The organism is Enterobacter hormaechei ATCC 49162 (assembly GCF_001875655.1).
Taxonomy (GTDB): domain Bacteria; phylum Pseudomonadota; class Gammaproteobacteria; order Enterobacterales; family Enterobacteriaceae; genus Enterobacter; species Enterobacter hormaechei.
Window position 1 is genome coordinate 1,218,288 of sequence record NZ_MKEQ01000001.1, and the last position, 17,799, is coordinate 1,236,086.

Here is a 17,799-nt window from a genome sequence, read left to right on the forward strand (position 1 = left end):
CCGCTATTTTGTCACACCCGCGCGGAGAATGAACCACTCTGGTGTAATATCACGGGCAATCGCCTGCTGTATGGTTAAAAAAGGAACCAAAAAGGATGCTTTTTACCCTAAAAAAATATATCGGAGGCATGATGCTTCCTCTTCCCCTGCTGCTGCTTCTCATCGCGCTGGGGCTGGCATTGATATGGTTTAGCCGCTTTCAGAAAAGCGGTAAATCTCTCGTTACCGTGGGCTGGCTGGCGCTGCTGTTACTCAGCCTGCAACCGGTCGCTGACGGTTTGTTACGTCCGATTGAAAACACCTACCCGACATGGCAGGGAAGTCAGAAGGTGGGCTATATCGTGGTGCTGGGCGGCGGGTATACCTGGGATCCGAACTGGGCACCCAGCTCGAACCTGATCAACAACAGTCTGCCGCGTCTGAACGAGGGGATCCGCCTGTGGCTGGCCAATCCGGGATCGAAGATGATCTTCACGGGCGCTGCGGCAAAAACCAACCCGGTCAGTACCGCTGAAGCAGGAGCGAGAGTGGCTGAATCCCTCGGCGTACCACGCTCCGCCATCATCACGCTGGATAGCCCAAAAGATACCGAAGAAGAGGCGGCCGCAGTGAAACAGGCCATCGGTGATGTCCCATTCCTGCTGGTGACTTCTGCTTCACACCTGCCGCGCGCAATGATTTTCTTTGAGCAGCGGGGCCTGCATCCGCTTCCTGCTCCGGCAAACCAGATGGCTATTGACGCCCCGCTCAATCCGTGGGAACGAATAATCCCGTCCCCCGTATGGCTGATGCACAGCGACCGCGTCGGCTACGAGACGCTTGGCCGCCTCTGGCAGTGGCTCAAAGGTTCCTCAGGCAAGCCAGGGCAGGAGTGATTTAGCGGCCAGATCGAAACTGGCGCGATTAAAGCGCCCGGTGTTGACCAGCTGCGCCACCTCATCCCAGAGCAGATAGAGCCAGCGCCGCCAGAGAAAGGCCTCCGCGACAGGAGCGCGCTGAAGATAGTGCCAGAGCAAATCTTCCGCCGCCCCGCCCTCGCTGAGCCGGAACAGTTCGTACTCACGCGGCGCCCAGAGCATGATCCCCGGCCCGACCATCGCCAGCAGCTGGTCGCTGCGCGAGTCTTTCAGCATACTGCGCAACGTGAAGTTGCCGTGCACCAGCACGCAGTTGTCGTTAAAACCTTCAAACAGCGTCGGCAGACATTCCCGGGTGCGGAACAGAATACGTTTGTCCTGCATCGTTAAACCGGTGTTGTTGAACTGGTTCAGCGTGCCCCACAGCACTTCGACACGCTGGCGATACCACAGCGGCCACAGGTTTTCCTGCGTGCTGTCTACCGCGCCGACAAGACCCCGGCTGTCCTGCCGGTGCCAGGCAAGCAGAGCCTCAACAATCTGATCTTTCAGCTGTTCCCAGCGCGCCGGTGTACGCGTCGGGGCCTCAACAGAGACCCCGCGTAAACGCTCAATAAGCAGAACATCCGGGCCGGGATGATCCTCATGCGTCATCACGCCGTAAACCGTCGGCATACGGACCGTTCCTTCCCGCGCCAGCATTGACATTTTCCAGGCCAGCTGTCTGGCGACACCAGGCGAGGTAAAACTTCTGGCCATCAGCGGCATGGGGTTTCCCTGACTGTCATACAACGACCAGAGTGCGGTATCGGCCTTTTCATTCACGCACTCCACCCGGCTTAGCTTTTCGCCCAGCAGATGGCTGAGTTCAGCACGCAGTTGTTCCATATGAGATTACCCCCATTAAGACTACTGCTTTTATAATGAGCGCGTGAACCCCGGATGTCACCCGGTAGAGATCAATAATGAAAAAGAAAAGAGAAAAATAGCCAGGCGGGAGAGCATCCCCCCGGACGAGGGGATGCCAGCGAATTAACGCATTTCGACGCGTACGCGCTCAAGATCTTCAGGGGTATCCACGCCGGTGCCAGGGATTTCACGGGCAACCGCAACGTGAATTTTCTCGCCGTACCACAGCACACGAAGCTGTTCGAGCATTTCGATATGCTCCAGCGGGCTTGGCGACCAGGCGACATAGCGACGAATAAAACCGGCGCGGTAGCCATAAATTCCAATGTGGCGCAGGAAGGTTTCGCCGATCGTCTCTTTCGATTGTGCAAAACGGTCGCGATCCCACGGAATGGTGGCGCGGGAGAAATAGAGCGCGTAGCCCTCTGCGTCCGTGACCACTTTCACCGCATTCGGATTGAACGCCTCTTCAGCGTGGTGAATCGGCACCGCGAGGGTCGCCATGCCAACCTGACGCTGCGCCAGGTTGTCGGCCACCTGACGGATAATCGCCGCCGGGATCATCGGCTCATCGCCCTGCACGTTCACAATCACCGTCTCGTCGCTGAAACCACATTTTTCGACGACTTCCGCCAGACGCTCGGTGCCTGACTGATGATCGGCACGGGTCATGCACACTTCCCCACCCGCGGCCTCAACCGCTCGCGCGACATCCGGGTGATCGGTGGCGACGATGACGCGTCCGGCACCCGATTCGCGCGCCCGTTCAAGCACGTGCACAATCATCGGCTTACCGTTGATATCCACCAGCGGTTTACCCGGCAGGCGCGTTGAAGCATAACGCGCAGGAATAATGACAACAAAACTCATGGTTTGCTCTCTTCTGCCACCAGGGAACGGGCTTCATTTTCCAGCAGGACCGGAATACCGTCACGCAGCGGGAATGCCAGGCTGTCCAGTTTGCAAATCAGCTCTTGTTTATCCTGGCTGTAATAGAGTTTGCCGTTGCACACCGGGCAGGCAATAATTTCAAGTAAACGGTGATCCATAGTTCCTCCGTATGGGTAATCGCTAAAGCTTATCACATTCCGTTTTCAGGGAGTGTCTGTTTCCCAGCCACCTCGACAGGTCGTAAACAGCCCCGCAGGTACGCGACCGAGTACAATTTCATGCGCCCCCTGCCAGCGCGCAAAGTCACTGAGCGCAGTCGTTAACCCTTTTTCCAGGCCAGCCGTCACTTTTATGCCCTCTTCGAGCCAGAGCGCGATAATTTCAAGCATGCCGGTTTTACGGTGCATTTTAGCGTCCATCCGCCCGACCAGCTGGCCTTTGTGCAGCAGCGGCAAAACAAAATAACCATACAGACGCCTTGGCGCCGGGGTGTAGCATTCCAGACGGTAGCTGAAATGAAACAACTGCCCGGCCCGCTTTCTGTCCCAGACGACGGGGTCGAACGGCGACAGCACGGCACTGTGGGTCGCCTGAAGTTTGCCCTCCTGCGCCTGCGGCAGCAGAGGGAACAAATCCGCATGCAACCACATTTCACCTAACGACGCTACCGAGACCGGCATGACGCGCTGTTCGCGCTGCCACGTTTCCAGCAGCGGTTTTAGCTGCGGCTGACGCAGACGATAATAATCCGCCAGCCACTGCGGGCGAAATATGCCCAGGCTGCGGGCGCTGTTTTCAAGCATGATGGCTTCGGCTGCGTCCTGAGACAGCAGGTCACGCGTATCGTCCCAGTGAGGCATAACGCGGTGCGTGAGGTCATAGACGCGCTGAAAATTGCGACGCTCGACCACCATCACTTTACCCGACGTAAACAGCCCTTCGAGATGACGTTTGTGCGGTTTCCACTCCCACCATCCGCTTGCGCCTTTTCGCGGATGTTCAAAATCCGCGGAGCGTACAGGACCGTTTTCCTGAATATGGGCAATCAGTTGCTCTATTTCCGCCGCGTGTTCCACCATCCACTCCTGGCGGTATTTCCAGCCCATTTTCTCCGGGGCGAGCATGCGGTGACGCACCAGTGCAAAATCGCTGCGCGGGAGAAAACAGGCTTCATGCGCCCAGTATTCCATCAGTTCGCCCTGACTCAGCGCATTATCCAGCCATTGCGGAGGATAGTTTCCCAGGCGGCTAAACAGGACCAGATACGGGCTACGCGCCACGATGTTAATGGTGTCGATTTGCAGCAACGACATGCGTTGCACGGTTGAGAGGATATCCGCTGGCTGCGCGCGGCGGCGGGGCTTTTTCAGAAGCCCCTGGGCGGCAAGATGCAGGTTTCGTGCGGCTGCAAGTGAGAGTTGCGGTAGAGACATGCGTTTTCCTGTCAGTCAAAGCGCCACCGGAACCGCGTAGAAGTTACTGCACTAACGCGAGCAGTTCCTTGAGCAAATGTTCCGGCTGTTCGCCGCTGAGTTCAGCGTCAACCGGCAGATACCACCAGTTTTCTTTCGCAAAGGCCCGGCATTTTACCGCGTCTTTTTCCGTCATGATCAGCGTCTGACCCGGCGCTGCCAGCCTGTCGACCTCTTCGGCAACCAGCGCCTGGTGATCGGCCAGCGGTATACGTTTTTCCAGCCGTCCGCCACATTGCTCCAGCGTCGCGAAGAACCGCGGCGGATGACCAATCCCGGCCATCGCAACCAGTTGCCCCAGTTGTGCGACGTCTTTACGTTCGCCGGTCAGCAAATTCACGGCCTGTCCGGGACGAAGATGCATTGGGATTTCGCCCGCTCTGGCTTCACCGCCGTTCACAATCACGGCATCGACGGTCTTCAGGCGCGACGCACGCTCACGCACAGGCCCGGCGGGCAGCCACCAGCCGTTGCCAAAACGTCGCACGCCGTCAATGACCACGATCTCTTTGTCACGCGCCAGCGCGTAATGCTGCAAACCATCATCAGTAATAATGATTTGTACGTCATGCTTCGCAAGCAGTGCCTTCACGGCATCACTGCGCACCGGCGATACCGCGACCGGCGCGCCTGTACGCTGGTAAATCAGTACCGGCTCATCACCGGCTTCAGCGGTTGTCGTGTCAGGGCTCAGAACCAGAGGATACTGCGCCGCTTTGCCACCGTAACCGCGTGAGACAACCCCCGCGCGGATGCCGCGCTTCTGGAGTTGTTCTACCAGCCAGATCACCACCGGGGTTTTGCCGTTTCCACCCGCCGTCAGGTTACCGACCACCACTACCGGTACCGGTGCGCGCCAGGCGCGCTTGATCCCGAGGCGATAAAGCAGACGAATAGCACCGCTCACCAGGCCATACAGCCAGGAGAGCGGGAGTAGCAGCACCCACAGAGGGGATTCACCTGACCAGATGCGTGCAATCATTGACCGAACTGCATTTTATGAAGCTGCGCGTAAACACCCCGTTGTTCCAGCAGGTCCGCATGGCTGCCGCGTTCAACGATCACGCCGTCTTCCACCACCACGATTTCGTCAGCCTGTTCGATAGTCGACAGGCGGTGCGCGATAACCAGCGAGGTGCGGTTTTTCTGTAATTCATCCAGAGCCGACTGGATAGCGCGTTCAGATTCCGTATCCAGTGCAGATGTCGCTTCATCCAGGATTAGAATCGGACTGTTGCGCAGCAGCGCACGGGCTATCGCGATACGCTGACGCTGACCACCGGAGAGCAGCACGCCGTTTTCACCAATGACCGTATCCAGACCATTATCCATTTTGTTAATGAAGTCCATCGCATAGGCCATACGCGCCGCATTCTCGATCTCTTCACGGCTATACTCTTCGGTACGGGCATAGGCAATGTTGTTCGCCACCGTATCGTTGAACAGATGCACGTTCTGCGAGACCAGCGCGACCTGATTACGCAGCGACTGTAGGGTATATTCCCGCAGGTCATGACCATCCAGCAGGATCTCGCCCTGGTCGATATCGTAGAAACGGGTAATCAGGCTGGCAATGGTCGACTTGCCTGAACCGGAACGACCGACCAGCGCAACGGTTTTCCCCGCCGGGATGGACAGGCTGATATCGCGCAGCGCCGGTACTTCGCGGCCAGGATAGGTAAAGGTGACGTTGCGGAATTCCAGGTCGCCTTTAGCGCGCGCGATCACGCGTGTCCCTTCATCTTTTTCCTGTTCGGAATCGAGGATGCTGAACAGCGTCTGGCAGGCTGCCATCCCACGTTGGAACTGGGCGTTGACGTTGGTCAGCGATTTCAGCGGACGCATCAGCGCAATCATGGATGAGAACACCACGGTAATGGTACCCGCAGTCAGGGTTTCCATGACGCTCGGGAAGCTTGCGGCATACAGGACAAAGGCCAGTGCCAGAGAGGCAATCAGCTGAATGATCGGATCGGAAATCGACGAGGCCGATACCATTTTCATTCCTTGCAGGCGCATTCTGTTGCTGACCTTATCAAAGCGTTTGGTTTCGACTTCCTGACCGCCGAAAATCAACACTTCTTTATGGCCTTTCAGCATCTGCTCGGCGCTGGTAGTCACCTGCCCCATCGTATTCTGCATATTTTTACTGATGTTGCGAAAACGCTTTGATACCACGCGAATAGCGATAGAGACAATCGGCGCCAGCACAATAAGGATGAGCGACAGTTGCCAGCTGTAATAGAACATCATCGCAAACAGACCGATGATGGATGCGCCTTCACGCACAACGGTAATTAGTGCGCTGGAGGAGGAGGACGCCACCTGCTCTGAATCGTAGGTAATACGTGACAGCAGCGTACCGGTTGACTGTTTATCAAAGAATGAGACTGGCATCCCCATCATATGGCTGAACAACCGACGGCGCATGGTCATCACCACTTTACCGGATACCCAGGAGATGCAGTAGCTGGATACATAGCTGGAGATGCCGCGTAAGATCATCAGCCCAATAACCACCAGCGGCATCCATAGCAGCACTGAACGATCCGTTTTACCAAAACCGTCATCCAGTAACGGTTTGAGGAGCGATAACATAAACGTATCGCTGGCTGCGTTGAGGATTAACGCTACGCCCGCCACGATCAAGCCTGCTTTGAAAGGAGCAATCATCGGCCAGAGCCGGCGGAACGTTTGCCACGTGGAGAGATCTTTGTCGTTATGCATTCAAAAAACCAGCATTTGTTGAAATAGCCGCATATTCTACCCGTTATCTACGGGCGCGCCAAACCACTGATGATACCAACGCGGTAAATAGTGTTCGCGTAAGCGGCGAATTTGCCGACTATGGTGCGAAAACGTCACGGATATCTGCCCGGACTGCGGGGTATCAAGCCAGAGATAACCCTCATTTCGATAGCGCCGGACCACTTTGACGGAAGGGAAACGCCACGCGTTATAGCGGGCCATTGAGGCCAGCGACACCTGCCCCTCCACGCGCTGTAGCAGCGGTGTCGAGGATGACGTGTTACTTCCATGATGCGGCACCTGAATCAGTGTAGCCGTAAGTTGACGCCAGCGGTGGCTCAGCATTCCCAGTTCTGCCTGCGCTTCAATATCCCCGGTCAGTAAAACGCTCTGTTCGCCGTCATCAATTTTTACCACGCAGGAGCGGTTGTTACCTTTCACCGGAGTGTTTGCGGGTGGCCAGTGCACGGAGAACGTTAATCCCTGCCACTGCCATCGCTGCCCACGAAAGCAGGGAAGATGCCCGGCCCAGGCTAAGGGGCTTCTGATCCACATTGCGGGCCAGGCAGCTTTTAGCGATGCCAGTCCCCCCGCGTGATCGAGGTGTTCATGGCTCAGGATCACCCCTTCCGGCCTCAGGTGATGCCAGCGTAGCCAGGGGATGATCAGCTGCTGCGCGCTGTCCCCACCTGGCCATGCCAGCCCCGTGTCATACAGAATCGTCTTACCGTGACGCTCAATGACCATCGCCAGCCCCTGCCCTACATCAAGCATATGCAGGGACCAGCTGTCGGTTTTTACCCTGTGCCAGAGTGGAAATGCCAGTACCACGCTGCCTGCCAGACAGACTGCGGGTACTGTGCTGAAGGCCCTGAATCGCCAGCCAATGATCAGCAGCCAGGGCAGTAACGTCAGGTATTGCCAGCGTTCATCAACGTCCTGCCAGCCATTCGGCAAACGCATCAATAGCCAGAAAAGCCCTGCCAGAGATTTATCGGCAGCCAGCCAGACGATACTTTCCAGCGCCGCCACAGGAAACAGATGCAGAAACATGCCGAGCAGGATCAGCGGAACTGAAATAAAGGTCACCAGAGGAACAGCAAACAGATTCGCCACCAGCGAAGAGAGACTGAAACCATGGAAAATCAATATCTGTAGCGGCAACAGGAGCAGCAGCATTCCGACCTGCAAATACAACAGCGTAATCAGCGTCCGCAGGCACCAGCCCCGTTGCCAGTGCGCGAGAGGCAACCACTGATACCAAAAAATAAGCGCGGCGACCGCAAACGCTGACAACGCCAGGCTTTGTGACAGTACCGCCAGTGGGTCGAAAATCAGGATCGCCGCCACGCAGGTAAGCCATACCTGCCAGGGCGACCACTGGCGACCGCTCATTTTTAATGCAGCCAGTACCACAAGCGCGATAACCGTACGCAGCGCGGGCGGCTGCAAGCCCGTTAACCATGCATAAAACGCGGCAAAAATCAGTCCTGCCAGCAAGGGAATTTGCCAGATAATCCAGCGGCCCGGCAGGAAGAACTGGATGCCCCGCGCCAGAAACCAGATAACGGAAGCGGCCAGCGCAATATGTAATCCCGAGATTGCCATCAGATGCATCGTACCGGTCTCGCGCATCAGGTTTTTTATCTCCCGCGAGACCGACAGCCGCTCACCCATTCCCAGCCCCAGGATCACGGTCCCCCACTGATATGCTGAAAGTGTATTCTGTAGTGATGTCAGGTATTGCGCACGCAGACTACAGTGTGCGTCAACAATCTCCGCATGGGTAAACCGTCCGCTCAGCGTCTGGTGTCGGGCAAAGGCATTTTTCTGCGAATCATAACCGCCATCGTTGAGTTCTCCATGCACTGCCCTGAGCCGCAGGGTCGTTGCCCAGCGTTGGCCGACGCAGACGTTTTGTGGCAGGTAGTTGCCATACAGCGCCACGCCTATGGCAGCCCACACGCGCTTCCCATTGAGGCTGACAATCCTTCCCTGATGCATCGTTGCGCCGTCCGTTGCGGTAATGACTACCTCGGCCTGCTGCGGTGCTTTCGTCAAATGGTTCATCGGCCACACGCTTTCCTGAGCGGCCAGAATGCCCCAGCATAAAAAGAGCAATGCAAGGCCTGAAAACGTAAGCCATTTTCTCTGCTGTAGTGATAACGCGATTCCTGCGGCAATCAGCATCCAGACGGTCTGCAAATCTGGCAAAACGGGCAACCAATAGAGCGGAATTATGGCCAGAATGGCGCAAATACTGATGACGTGGATCCCCATCTTCACCTCCATATTTCAGGTGATTATGCGGCGGGACTGATGCGTCGTCAGACAGAAAAGGCGTGATTTACAGCGGGCGCTGCAACGTTTTTAAGTGTTTACAGCAAAGAGAAAATAAGAATGCGGCGCGTATTCAGAAATGCAGGGGCGGGATACAAAAAAAGCACCCTGAGGTGCTTTCTTTAAACTCAGTTTAACCCTAAGGATTAAACTCAGTTACCGTAAATATTGGCGCGATCGCGCAGTTCTTTACCCGGCTTAAAGTGCGGAACATACTTTCCTTCCAGCTCCACTTTATCGCCAGTCTTCGGGTTACGCCCGGTACGTGGTGCACGATAGTGCAGAGAAAAACTACCGAAACCGCGGATTTCAATGCGCTCGCCCTGGGCAAGAGTGGTAGCCATATGCTCCAGCATCTCTTTAACGGCATCTTCCACAGCCTTGGCAGGGATATGCGGTTGCTGACTGGCAAGTCTTTCAATCAATTCTGACTTGGTCATGATTCCTCCGGTTCCTTTCAAACCCATTAGCTGAACAGCTTATTAAACAAGGGCGGCCGTAGCCGCCCTTTGTTATTGATTACAGGACGAATCCTGCAATCTGTCAAGTCTGCTCTCCATCCTTCGCGCTGTAAATGCGTTACAGCTCAAATGATGGTGCGAACCTGAACTTACTCGCCTTTAGCTGCTTTGAAAGCTTCAGCCATTGCGTTGTTAGAGAAGTTTGCATCTTCCTGTTTGTTCACAGTTGCGATTGCATCTTTCTCATCAGCTTCGTCTTTAGCACGAACAGACAGGCTGATTGCACGGTTCTTACGGTCAACACCGGTGAACTTAGCTTCAACGTCGTCGCCAACGCTCAGAACCAGAGTTGCATCTTCAACGCGGTCACGTGAAGCTTCGGAAGCGCGCAGGTAACCTTCAACGCCGTCAGCCAGTTCTACGGTTGCGCCTTTAGCGTCAACAGCAGTCACTTTACCGTTTACGATTGCGCCTTTCTTGTTCAGTGCAACCCAGTTGTTGAACGGATCTTCTGCGAGCTGTTTAACGCCCAGGGAGATACGCTCACGCTCTGCGTCAACTTGCAGAACAACTGCTGCGATTTCGTCGCCTTTTTTGTATTCACGAACTGCTTCTTCGCCTGCAACGTTCCAGGAGATGTCAGACAGGTGAACCAGGCCATCGATGCCGCCGTCCAGGCCGATGAAGATACCGAAGTCAGTGATAGACTTGATTTTACCTTCAACACGGTCGCCCTTGTTGTGGGTTTCCGCGAACTGCTGCCATGGGTTGTTTTTGCACTGCTTCAGGCCCAGGGAGATACGACGACGTTCTTCGTCGATATCCAGAACCATCACTTCCACTACATCACCAACGTTAACAACTTTGGATGGGTGGATGTTTTTGTTGGTCCAGTCCATTTCGGAAACGTGCACCAGACCTTCAACGCCTTCTTCGATTTCAACGAAGCAGCCGTAGTCAGTCAGGTTGGTCACGCGACCAGTCAGTTTAGTACCTTCTGGGTAACGCTTAGCGATAGCTACCCATGGATCTTCGCCCAGCTGTTTCAGGCCGAGGGATACACGAGTACGCTCGCGGTCGAACTTCAGCACTTTAACAGTGATTTCGTCGCCCACGTTCACGATTTCGCTTGGGTGCTTAACGCGTTTCCACGCCATGTCGGTGATGTGCAGCAGGCCATCAACGCCGCCCAGGTCAACGAATGCGCCGTAGTCAGTGAGGTTCTTAACGATACCTTTGACTTCCATGCCTTCCTGCAGGTTTTCCAGCAGCTGATCGCGTTCTGCGCTGTTTTCGGATTCGATAACGGCACGACGGGAAACAACAACGTTGTTACGCTTCTGGTCCAGCTTGATTACTTTGAACTCAAGCTCTTTGCCTTCGAGGTGCAGGGTGTCACGGACTGGACGAACGTCTACCAGTGAACCTGGCAGGAACGCACGAATACCATTCAGCTCAACAGTGAAGCCACCTTTAACTTTGCCGTTGATAACACCGACCACAGTTTCAGCTTCTTCGTAAGCTTTCTCCAGCGTGATCCATGCTTCGTGACGTTTCGCTTTCTCACGAGACAGCAGGGTTTCGCCGAAGCCGTCTTCTACTGCGTCCAGAGCAACGTCAACTTCGTCACCAACCTGGATTTCCAGCTCGCCCTGGGCGTTTTTGAACTGCTCAGCCGGGATGGCAGACTCAGATTTCAGACCGGCGTCAACCAGTACTACGTCTTTGTCGATAGCAACAACAACGCCACGAACGATGGAACCCGGACGGGTTTCGATTTCTTTTAAGGATTCTTCAAACAGTTGAGCAAAAGATTCAGTCATGTTTAATCTTCAGGTTAATATTAACGTCCACCTGGCTCCGTGCCGGATGGGGTTGTTTCACATACCCGCCGTCAATCCATTGCAGCGGGGGTACTGCTAAATCGGTCGCGTTTACGCGAGTGCCAGTTTTTGGCGCGCATATTGTAGCGCTTTTTCAATCACTTGCTCAATAGTTAAACTGGTTGAATCCAGAACTAATGCATCTTCTGCGGGAACAAGTGGTGCGACGGCGCGGTTACGATCGCGGTCATCGCGCTCTTTTATCTCGGATAAAAGGCGATCAAAGTTAACACTAAACCCCTTTTCCTGCAACTGAAGCATGCGGCGTTGAGCACGTTCTTCCGAAGAAGCGTCAAGGAAAATTTTCACGGGTGCATCAGGGAATACCACGGTTCCCATGTCGCGGCCGTCGGCGATCAGCCCCGGCGCTTCGCGGAAACCGCGCTGGCGACGTAACAGCGCTTCACGAACGCGTGGGAAAGCCGCCACCTGAGAGGCCGCATTGGCCACTTCCTGCGTACGGATTTCACCGCTGACATCTTCCCCTTCCAGGATCACTTCAAGGTTGCCATCAGTAGAGACAAAGCGCACATCCAGATGCGCAGCCAGCGGCACCAGCGCTTCTTCAGACGCAACATCCACATGATGATGCAGCGCAGCCAGCGCCAGCACGCGATAGATTGCTCCCGAATCTAAAAGATGCCATTGCAATGCTTCCGCCATCGCTTTGCACAGAGTACCTTTCCCTGCGCCACTTGGCCCATCAATGGTGATTACCGGGGCAATTGCCGTCATCTTTTTCTCCTTAATTAAGGCATACCGTTTACATGAACGCCGCGCATTATACGCGCCAACGTGCGCAACTGTTACCTTTGCGTGCAAATTACGGAATGATTGAAGCAGAGTGTAGAAGAAATGAAAGAGGATGACTGTCAGAAAGCGTAAGGAAATGCCGCATCGAATGATGCGGCATAGGGTCATCAGGCCAGAGTGCTGATGCGCGCCAGCTGCTCGAAGTAGTCCGGGAAGGTTTTTGCCGTACACTTCGGATCGAGAATAGTCACTGGCGTATCGGACAGCGCCACCAGCGAGAAACACATCGCCATGCGGTGATCGTTGTAGGTGCCAATTTCTGCAAATTGCAGTTTCGCTGGCGGCGTGATGCGAATGTAGTCTTCGCCCTCTTCTACCTCCGCCCCCACTTTACGCAGCTCGGTTGCCATTGCGAACAGGCGGTCCGTCTCTTTTACGCGCCAGTTATAGATGTTACGCAGTGTAGTGGTTCCTTTGGCAAACAGCGCCGCCGTAGCAATGGTCATCGCCGCATCCGGAATATGGTTCATGTCCATATCGATGGCGTTCAGCTCGCCGTGGGTACAGGCGATAAAGTCATCACCCCAGGTCACCACCGCGCCCATTTTTTCCAGTACGTCAGCAAAACGGATATCGCCCTGCACGCTGTTGCGGCCAATACCCGTCACTTTTACCGTACCGCCTTTGATCGCGCCAGCGGCAAGGAAATAGGAGGCGGAGGAAGCATCACCTTCAACCAGGTAGTTGCCCGGGGACTGATACTGCTGCGCTCCACGCACCACGAAGCCCTGATATGACTGGTTTTCCACCACAACACCAAAGGTGTTCATCAGGTGCAGCGTGATATCAATATACGGCTTAGAGACCAGGTCGCCTTTAATGCTGATAACGGTGTCCTGTGGTGCCAGCGGTGCGGTCATCAGCAGCGCGGTCAGGAACTGGCTGGAAACGCTGCCGTCAACCTCAACGTTACCGCCTGTAAAACCACCGCGCAGACGCAGGGGCGGGTAATTTTCCTGCTCAAGATAATCGATCTGCGCGCCGCCCTGACGCAGGGCATCCACCAGATGGCCGATCGGACGCTCTTTCATTCGCGGCTCGCCGGTCAGCACAATATTGTTGTCCCCCAGACACAGCGCTGCGGCCAGAGGACGCATCGCTGTACCCGCGTTACCCAGGAAAAGCTCCAGCGCTTCAGCAGAATGTAACGCACCGCCGTTACCGGTGACTTCACAACGGGTACGATCGTCAGACAGCGCGTACTGAACGCCCAACGCTTTCAGTGCATTGAGCATATGGCGCACGTCATCGCTGTCCAGCAGATTGGTGAGGACGGTGGTGCCGTTTGCCAGAGCTGCCAGCAGCAGAGCGCGGTTCGAGACACTTTTTGAACCAGGCAGATTAATGGTGCCATCTACCCGCGCGATAGGTTGTAACGTCAGGGATTCCATGAAACTCAACTCTCAACTCAACATAATAAAAACCCCGCAGGAACGCTGCGGGGGTGAAAAACAGCCAATTAACCGTGACGACGTTCGAAGTCGATCATGAAATCAGTCAGGGCCTTAACGCCTTCCAGCGGCATGGCGTTATAGATAGAGGCGCGCATGCCGCCTACTACTCGGTGGCCTTTCAGCGCATGCAGACCCGCCGCGAAGGACTCTTCCAGGAACAGGTTATCCAGGTTGCTGTCCGCCAGCTGGAACGGCACGTTCATACGTGAACGGTTAGTGTTGGCGACGTCGTTACGGTAGAAATCACTCTTGTCGATCACGCCGTACAGCAGTTCAGCTTTTTGCTGATTGATCTTGTCCATCTGCGCCACGCCGCCTTTTTGCTTCAGCCATTTGAAGACCAGGCCGGAGAGATACCAGGCAAACGTTGGTGGGGTGTTGAACATGGAATCGTTGTCGTTCAGGACAGTGTAATCCAGAATTGACGGGCAAGACTTATGGGCTTTCCCCAGCAGGTCTTCACGCACGATAACGATAGTCAGACCCGCAGGACCGATGTTTTTCTGGGCACCCGCATAGATGACGCCGTAGCGGCTGACATCCAGCGGGGTAGACAGAATGGTGGAAGAGAGGTCCGCTGTCACAATCACATTTTCGCCAAAGTCTGGCTCTTCGTGTATGGCGATACCGTCGATGGTTTCGTTCGGGCAGTAGTGGAGATACGCGGCGTTGTCAGAAAGCTGCCACTCGCGCATTGGCTTCACGGCGCGCAGACCGTCAACGGTCACTTTTGCATCGATAACATTCGGTGTGCAATATTTGTGTGCTTCTTTTACCGCACTGGCTGCCCAGTAGCCGGCATCAACGTAATCAGCGGTGGTTTTGTCGCCGAGCAGATTGAGCGGGATCCCCGCAAACTGGCCGCGTCCGCCGCCGTGACAGAACAATACTTTGTAGTTCGAGGGAATATTCAGCAGATCGCGAAAATCCTTTTCTGCCTCCTCCGCCACCTGAATAAACGCTTTACCCCGGTGGCTGACTTCCATCACCGACGTACCCAGACCGTTCCAGTCACACAGCTCCTGTTGAGCCTGTTTAAGTACGTCTGCCGGTAACATTGCCGGACCTGAACTGAAATTAAAGACTTGAGCCATTTCCCCTCACCACGCTAAAAGCCATAAGTTATAACTGTGGATATCGGTTTTATCATTCAGTGACACGCGCCGCAATGTCTAAAACTGATGACCGGAGAAATGTGTCCCTCGTCACACAAAACAATCTGCCGCACCGTTGTCACAAAACCGACAAAATCGCTGTCAGGTGATGCGTTTAGCCCGGCTAACCTTCGTCCATTCTGGATTCGTACAGCGGGGGCATAATTGATGATCGCCCGCCTGCATGACCACCACATGACTACATTTTATGCAGGCGTACTCGCCCGCTTCAGGTACGGTTTTGTATCGTTCGATGAGCATATCCGGCAGAATACACAGGCCGGGCTTCACCTCATCGTCAGAATAGTAATAGACGCTGATTTGACCGTTCGTTTCCATAATCGCCAGACGTACCTGCCCCAGTTGCTCAACGCTGCTCAGACGGAGTTCCATAAAAAACTCAAACTCCGTCATATTGGCGCTTTTCACATTCTCCCAGGCCAGTTGACCCTCTTCGACAATCACCACCGGCTTCCCTTCCAACAGATCTTCCAGTTTCTCACTTTTCGACATCAGCCACATGACCAGCCGGTACAGCAGCGCAAGCGTCACGAAGACGATAAAGACCGGCACCATCGGCACATCGTCATAAAAGGCAACGTCCCCTGCTGCCGACCCCAGCGTCAGGATGATCAACACTTCAAACAGCGACATCTGCCGCACGCCACGGCGTCCGGTGATTTTCAGAAACAGGAAAACGAGTACAAAGGTGTACAGGCTGCGCAACGCCACTTCGCCTAAAAACTCTGGAGGGACTTTATCAAACGCCATCCGCTGGAGATCAAATGCTTTCATTTTTCTATGCCTTAACAGTAGGTTACTGCTTATAAGCATAGCCCAGCCATTTATTTTCGTCGGAGATAGCACCCGTCACGCAAAACCCGTATCATTGCGCGCTTTACGTACGATAAAAGTGAACGCCATGACTCAAACGTTTATCCCCGGCAAAGACGCCGCTCTGGAAGATTCCATCGCTCGCTTCCAGCAGAAACTGACCGACCTGGGCTTTAATATCGAAGAAGCCTCCTGGCTGAATCCGGTGCCTCACGTCTGGTCCGTGCATATTCGCGACAAAGACTGTGCGCTGTGCTTTACCAACGGTAAAGGCGCGACCAAAAAAGCGGCGCTGGCCTCTGCGCTGGGTGAGTATTTTGAGCGTCTGTCCACCAACTATTTCTTCGCCGACTTCTGGCTGGGCGAAACCATCGCCAACGGTCCGTTCGTTCACTACCCGAACGAAAAATGGTTCCCGCTGACCGAAGATGACGAACTGCCGGAAGGTATTCTCGATGCCCGCCTGCGCGCGTTCTACGATCCGGAAAACGAACTGACCGCCAGCATGCTGATCGATCTTCAGTCTGGCAATGAAGAGCGTGGTATCTGCGCCCTGCCGTTCACCCGTCAGTCTGACGAGCAGACCGTTTATATTCCGATGAACATCGTCGGCAACCTGTATGTGTCTAACGGCATGTCTGCCGGTAACACCCGTAACGAAGCGCGCGTGCAGGGATTGTCTGAAGTTTTCGAGCGTCACATCAAAAACCGCATTATTGCTGAATCCATCAGCCTGCCGGAGATCCCGGCAGACGTGCTGGCGCGCTACCCGGGCGTGGTGGAATCCATCGCCAAACTGGAAGCGGAAGGTTTCCCAATCTTTGCTTATGACGGCTCTCTGGGCGGCAAATATCCGGTGATCTGCGTGGTCCTGTTCAACCCGGCAAATGGCACCTGCTTCGCCTCTTTCGGCGCGCACCCGGACTTCGGCGTGGCGCTGGAGCGTACCGTGACCGAACTGCTGCAAGGCCGCAGCCTGAAAGATCTCGATGTCTTTACCCCGCCAACCTTCGATGACGAAGAAGTCGCCGAGCACACCAACCTCGAAACGCACTTCATCGACTCCAGCGGTTTGATCTCCTGGGATATGTTCAAGCAGGACGCGGACTATCCGTTCGTGGACTGGAGCTTTGCCGGTACGACGGAAGAAGAGTTCGCCACCCTGATGGCGATCTTCAACGCGGAAGATCAGGAGGTCTACATTGCCGACTATGAACACCTCGGCGTCTACGCGTGTCGTATTATTGTGCCGGGCATGTCGGATATCTATCCGGCAGAAGATCTGTGGCTGGCGAACAACAGCATGGGCGCGCATTTGCGCGAAACCCTGCTGGCCCTGCCAGGCAGCGAGTGGGATAAAGAAGATTATCTGAACCTGATCGCCCAGCTGGACGAAGAAGGACACGATGATTTCACCCGCGTACGCGAACTACTGGGTCTGGCGACCGGGAAAGATAACGGCTGGTACACCCTGCGCATCGGTGAGCTGAAAGCGATGCTGGCGCTGGCGGGCGGCGATCTGGATCAGGCTTTGGCCTGGACCGAGTGGACGATGGAATTTAACCAGTCCGTCTTCTCCGCCGAGCGCACTAACTATTACCGTTGCCTGCAAACGCTACTCCTGCTTTCTCAGGAAGACGGTCGCGAGCCATTGCAGTATCTGAACGCCTTTGTCCGCATGTACGGTGCGGATGCCGTTGAAGCTGCCAGCGCGGCGCTGAGCGGTGAAGAGCCGTTCTATGGCCTGCAAGCGGTTGATAGCGATCTGAAAGCCTTCCCGGCACATCAGTCGCTGCTGAATGCATATGAAAAATTGCAGAAGGCAAAAGCCGCTTACTGGTCAAAATAAGCGCACATAACATTAATGGCTGTAGGCGTATTCAATCGCCTGAGCTATATTACGGGGCAATTTCATTGCCCCTTTTTTTTTATTTTTTCGCAATGACGTTTGATTGTAATAATTAAGTTAATCACGGGTAAATA

15 protein-coding genes are annotated in these 17,799 nt (G+C 54.9%); 2 read left to right on the forward strand and 13 right to left on the reverse strand.

Annotated elements, in window-relative coordinates; genetic code table 11:
- Positions 1 to 95: 95 nt before the first annotated feature.
- Positions 96 to 875, forward strand: a complete 780-nt coding sequence (elyC, locus tag BH712_RS06195; RefSeq protein WP_006809374.1) for an envelope biogenesis factor ElyC — start codon at positions 96 to 98, stop codon at positions 873 to 875.
- On the opposite strand, the gene BH712_RS06200 is transcribed toward elyC, so the two are convergent.
- The 13 genes from BH712_RS06200 to BH712_RS06260 form a co-directional block, all read right to left on the reverse strand.
- A complete protein-coding gene (locus BH712_RS06200) occupies positions 852 to 1,745 on the reverse strand; it encodes a YcbJ family phosphotransferase (protein ID WP_006809375.1) in 894 nt (297 codons plus the stop codon). The two genes, elyC and BH712_RS06200, sit on opposite strands and share 24 nt — an antisense overlap.
- A gap of 144 nt (positions 1,746 to 1,889) precedes the next feature.
- Positions 1,890 to 2,636, reverse strand: coding sequence for a 3-deoxy-manno-octulosonate cytidylyltransferase (gene kdsB, locus BH712_RS06205; RefSeq protein ID WP_006809376.1), 747 nt, complete (start codon positions 2,634 to 2,636; stop codon positions 1,890 to 1,892).
- The gene (gene ycaR / locus BH712_RS06210; protein ID WP_006174474.1) at positions 2,633 to 2,815 is read right to left on the reverse strand and encodes a protein YcaR; all 183 of its coding nucleotides are present in this window, start codon (positions 2,813 to 2,815) and stop codon (positions 2,633 to 2,635) included. Before ycaR ends, kdsB begins: the two co-directional genes overlap by 4 nt.
- Positions 2,816 to 2,860: 45 nt before the next feature.
- A complete protein-coding gene (locus BH712_RS06215) occupies positions 2,861 to 4,090 on the reverse strand; it encodes a winged helix-turn-helix domain-containing protein (protein WP_006809377.1) in 1,230 nt (409 codons plus the stop codon).
- A gap of 43 nt (positions 4,091 to 4,133) precedes the next feature.
- Entirely contained in the window at positions 4,134 to 5,111 is a 978-nt protein-coding gene (gene lpxK / locus BH712_RS06220) for a tetraacyldisaccharide 4'-kinase (RefSeq protein WP_006809378.1), read from the reverse strand.
- Entirely contained in the window at positions 5,108 to 6,856 is a 1,749-nt protein-coding gene (msbA, locus tag BH712_RS06225; RefSeq protein WP_006809379.1) for a lipid A ABC transporter ATP-binding protein/permease MsbA, read from the reverse strand. Before msbA ends, lpxK begins: the two co-directional genes overlap by 4 nt.
- A 36-nt stretch (positions 6,857 to 6,892) precedes the next feature.
- Positions 6,893 to 9,157 (reverse strand): ComEC family protein, encoded by a 2,265-nt coding sequence (locus BH712_RS06230; protein WP_032673554.1) that lies wholly within the window; start codon positions 9,155 to 9,157, stop codon positions 6,893 to 6,895.
- A 212-nt stretch (positions 9,158 to 9,369) separates the two neighbouring features.
- The gene (gene ihfB / locus BH712_RS06235; protein WP_003858233.1) at positions 9,370 to 9,657 is read right to left on the reverse strand and encodes an integration host factor subunit beta; all 288 of its coding nucleotides are present in this window, start codon (positions 9,655 to 9,657) and stop codon (positions 9,370 to 9,372) included.
- Positions 9,658 to 9,827: 170 nt separating this feature from the next.
- The gene (gene rpsA / locus BH712_RS06240) at positions 9,828 to 11,501 is read right to left on the reverse strand and encodes a 30S ribosomal protein S1 (RefSeq protein WP_003858235.1); all 1,674 of its coding nucleotides are present in this window, start codon (positions 11,499 to 11,501) and stop codon (positions 9,828 to 9,830) included.
- A gap of 111 nt (positions 11,502 to 11,612) precedes the next feature.
- Positions 11,613 to 12,296, reverse strand: a complete 684-nt coding sequence (cmk, locus tag BH712_RS06245; RefSeq protein WP_000125020.1) for a (d)CMP kinase — start codon at positions 12,294 to 12,296, stop codon at positions 11,613 to 11,615.
- Positions 12,297 to 12,481: 185 nt separating this feature from the next.
- The gene (aroA, locus tag BH712_RS06250) at positions 12,482 to 13,765 is read right to left on the reverse strand and encodes a 3-phosphoshikimate 1-carboxyvinyltransferase (RefSeq protein ID WP_006809383.1); all 1,284 of its coding nucleotides are present in this window, start codon (positions 13,763 to 13,765) and stop codon (positions 12,482 to 12,484) included.
- Between the two features lie 68 nt (positions 13,766 to 13,833).
- Positions 13,834 to 14,922: a 3-phosphoserine/phosphohydroxythreonine transaminase gene (serC, locus tag BH712_RS06255; RefSeq protein WP_006809384.1), complete on the reverse strand. Its 1,089-nt coding sequence runs from the start codon at positions 14,920 to 14,922 to the stop codon at positions 13,834 to 13,836.
- Between the two features lie 162 nt (positions 14,923 to 15,084).
- A complete protein-coding gene (locus BH712_RS06260) occupies positions 15,085 to 15,777 on the reverse strand; it encodes a DUF421 domain-containing protein (protein WP_032673555.1) in 693 nt (230 codons plus the stop codon).
- Positions 15,778 to 15,904: 127 nt separating this feature from the next.
- On the opposite strand from BH712_RS06260, the gene ycaO reads away from it, so the two are divergent.
- Positions 15,905 to 17,665: a 30S ribosomal protein S12 methylthiotransferase accessory factor YcaO gene (gene ycaO / locus BH712_RS06265; RefSeq protein WP_032673556.1), complete on the forward strand. Its 1,761-nt coding sequence runs from the start codon at positions 15,905 to 15,907 to the stop codon at positions 17,663 to 17,665.
- Positions 17,666 to 17,799: the final 134 nt, after the last annotated feature.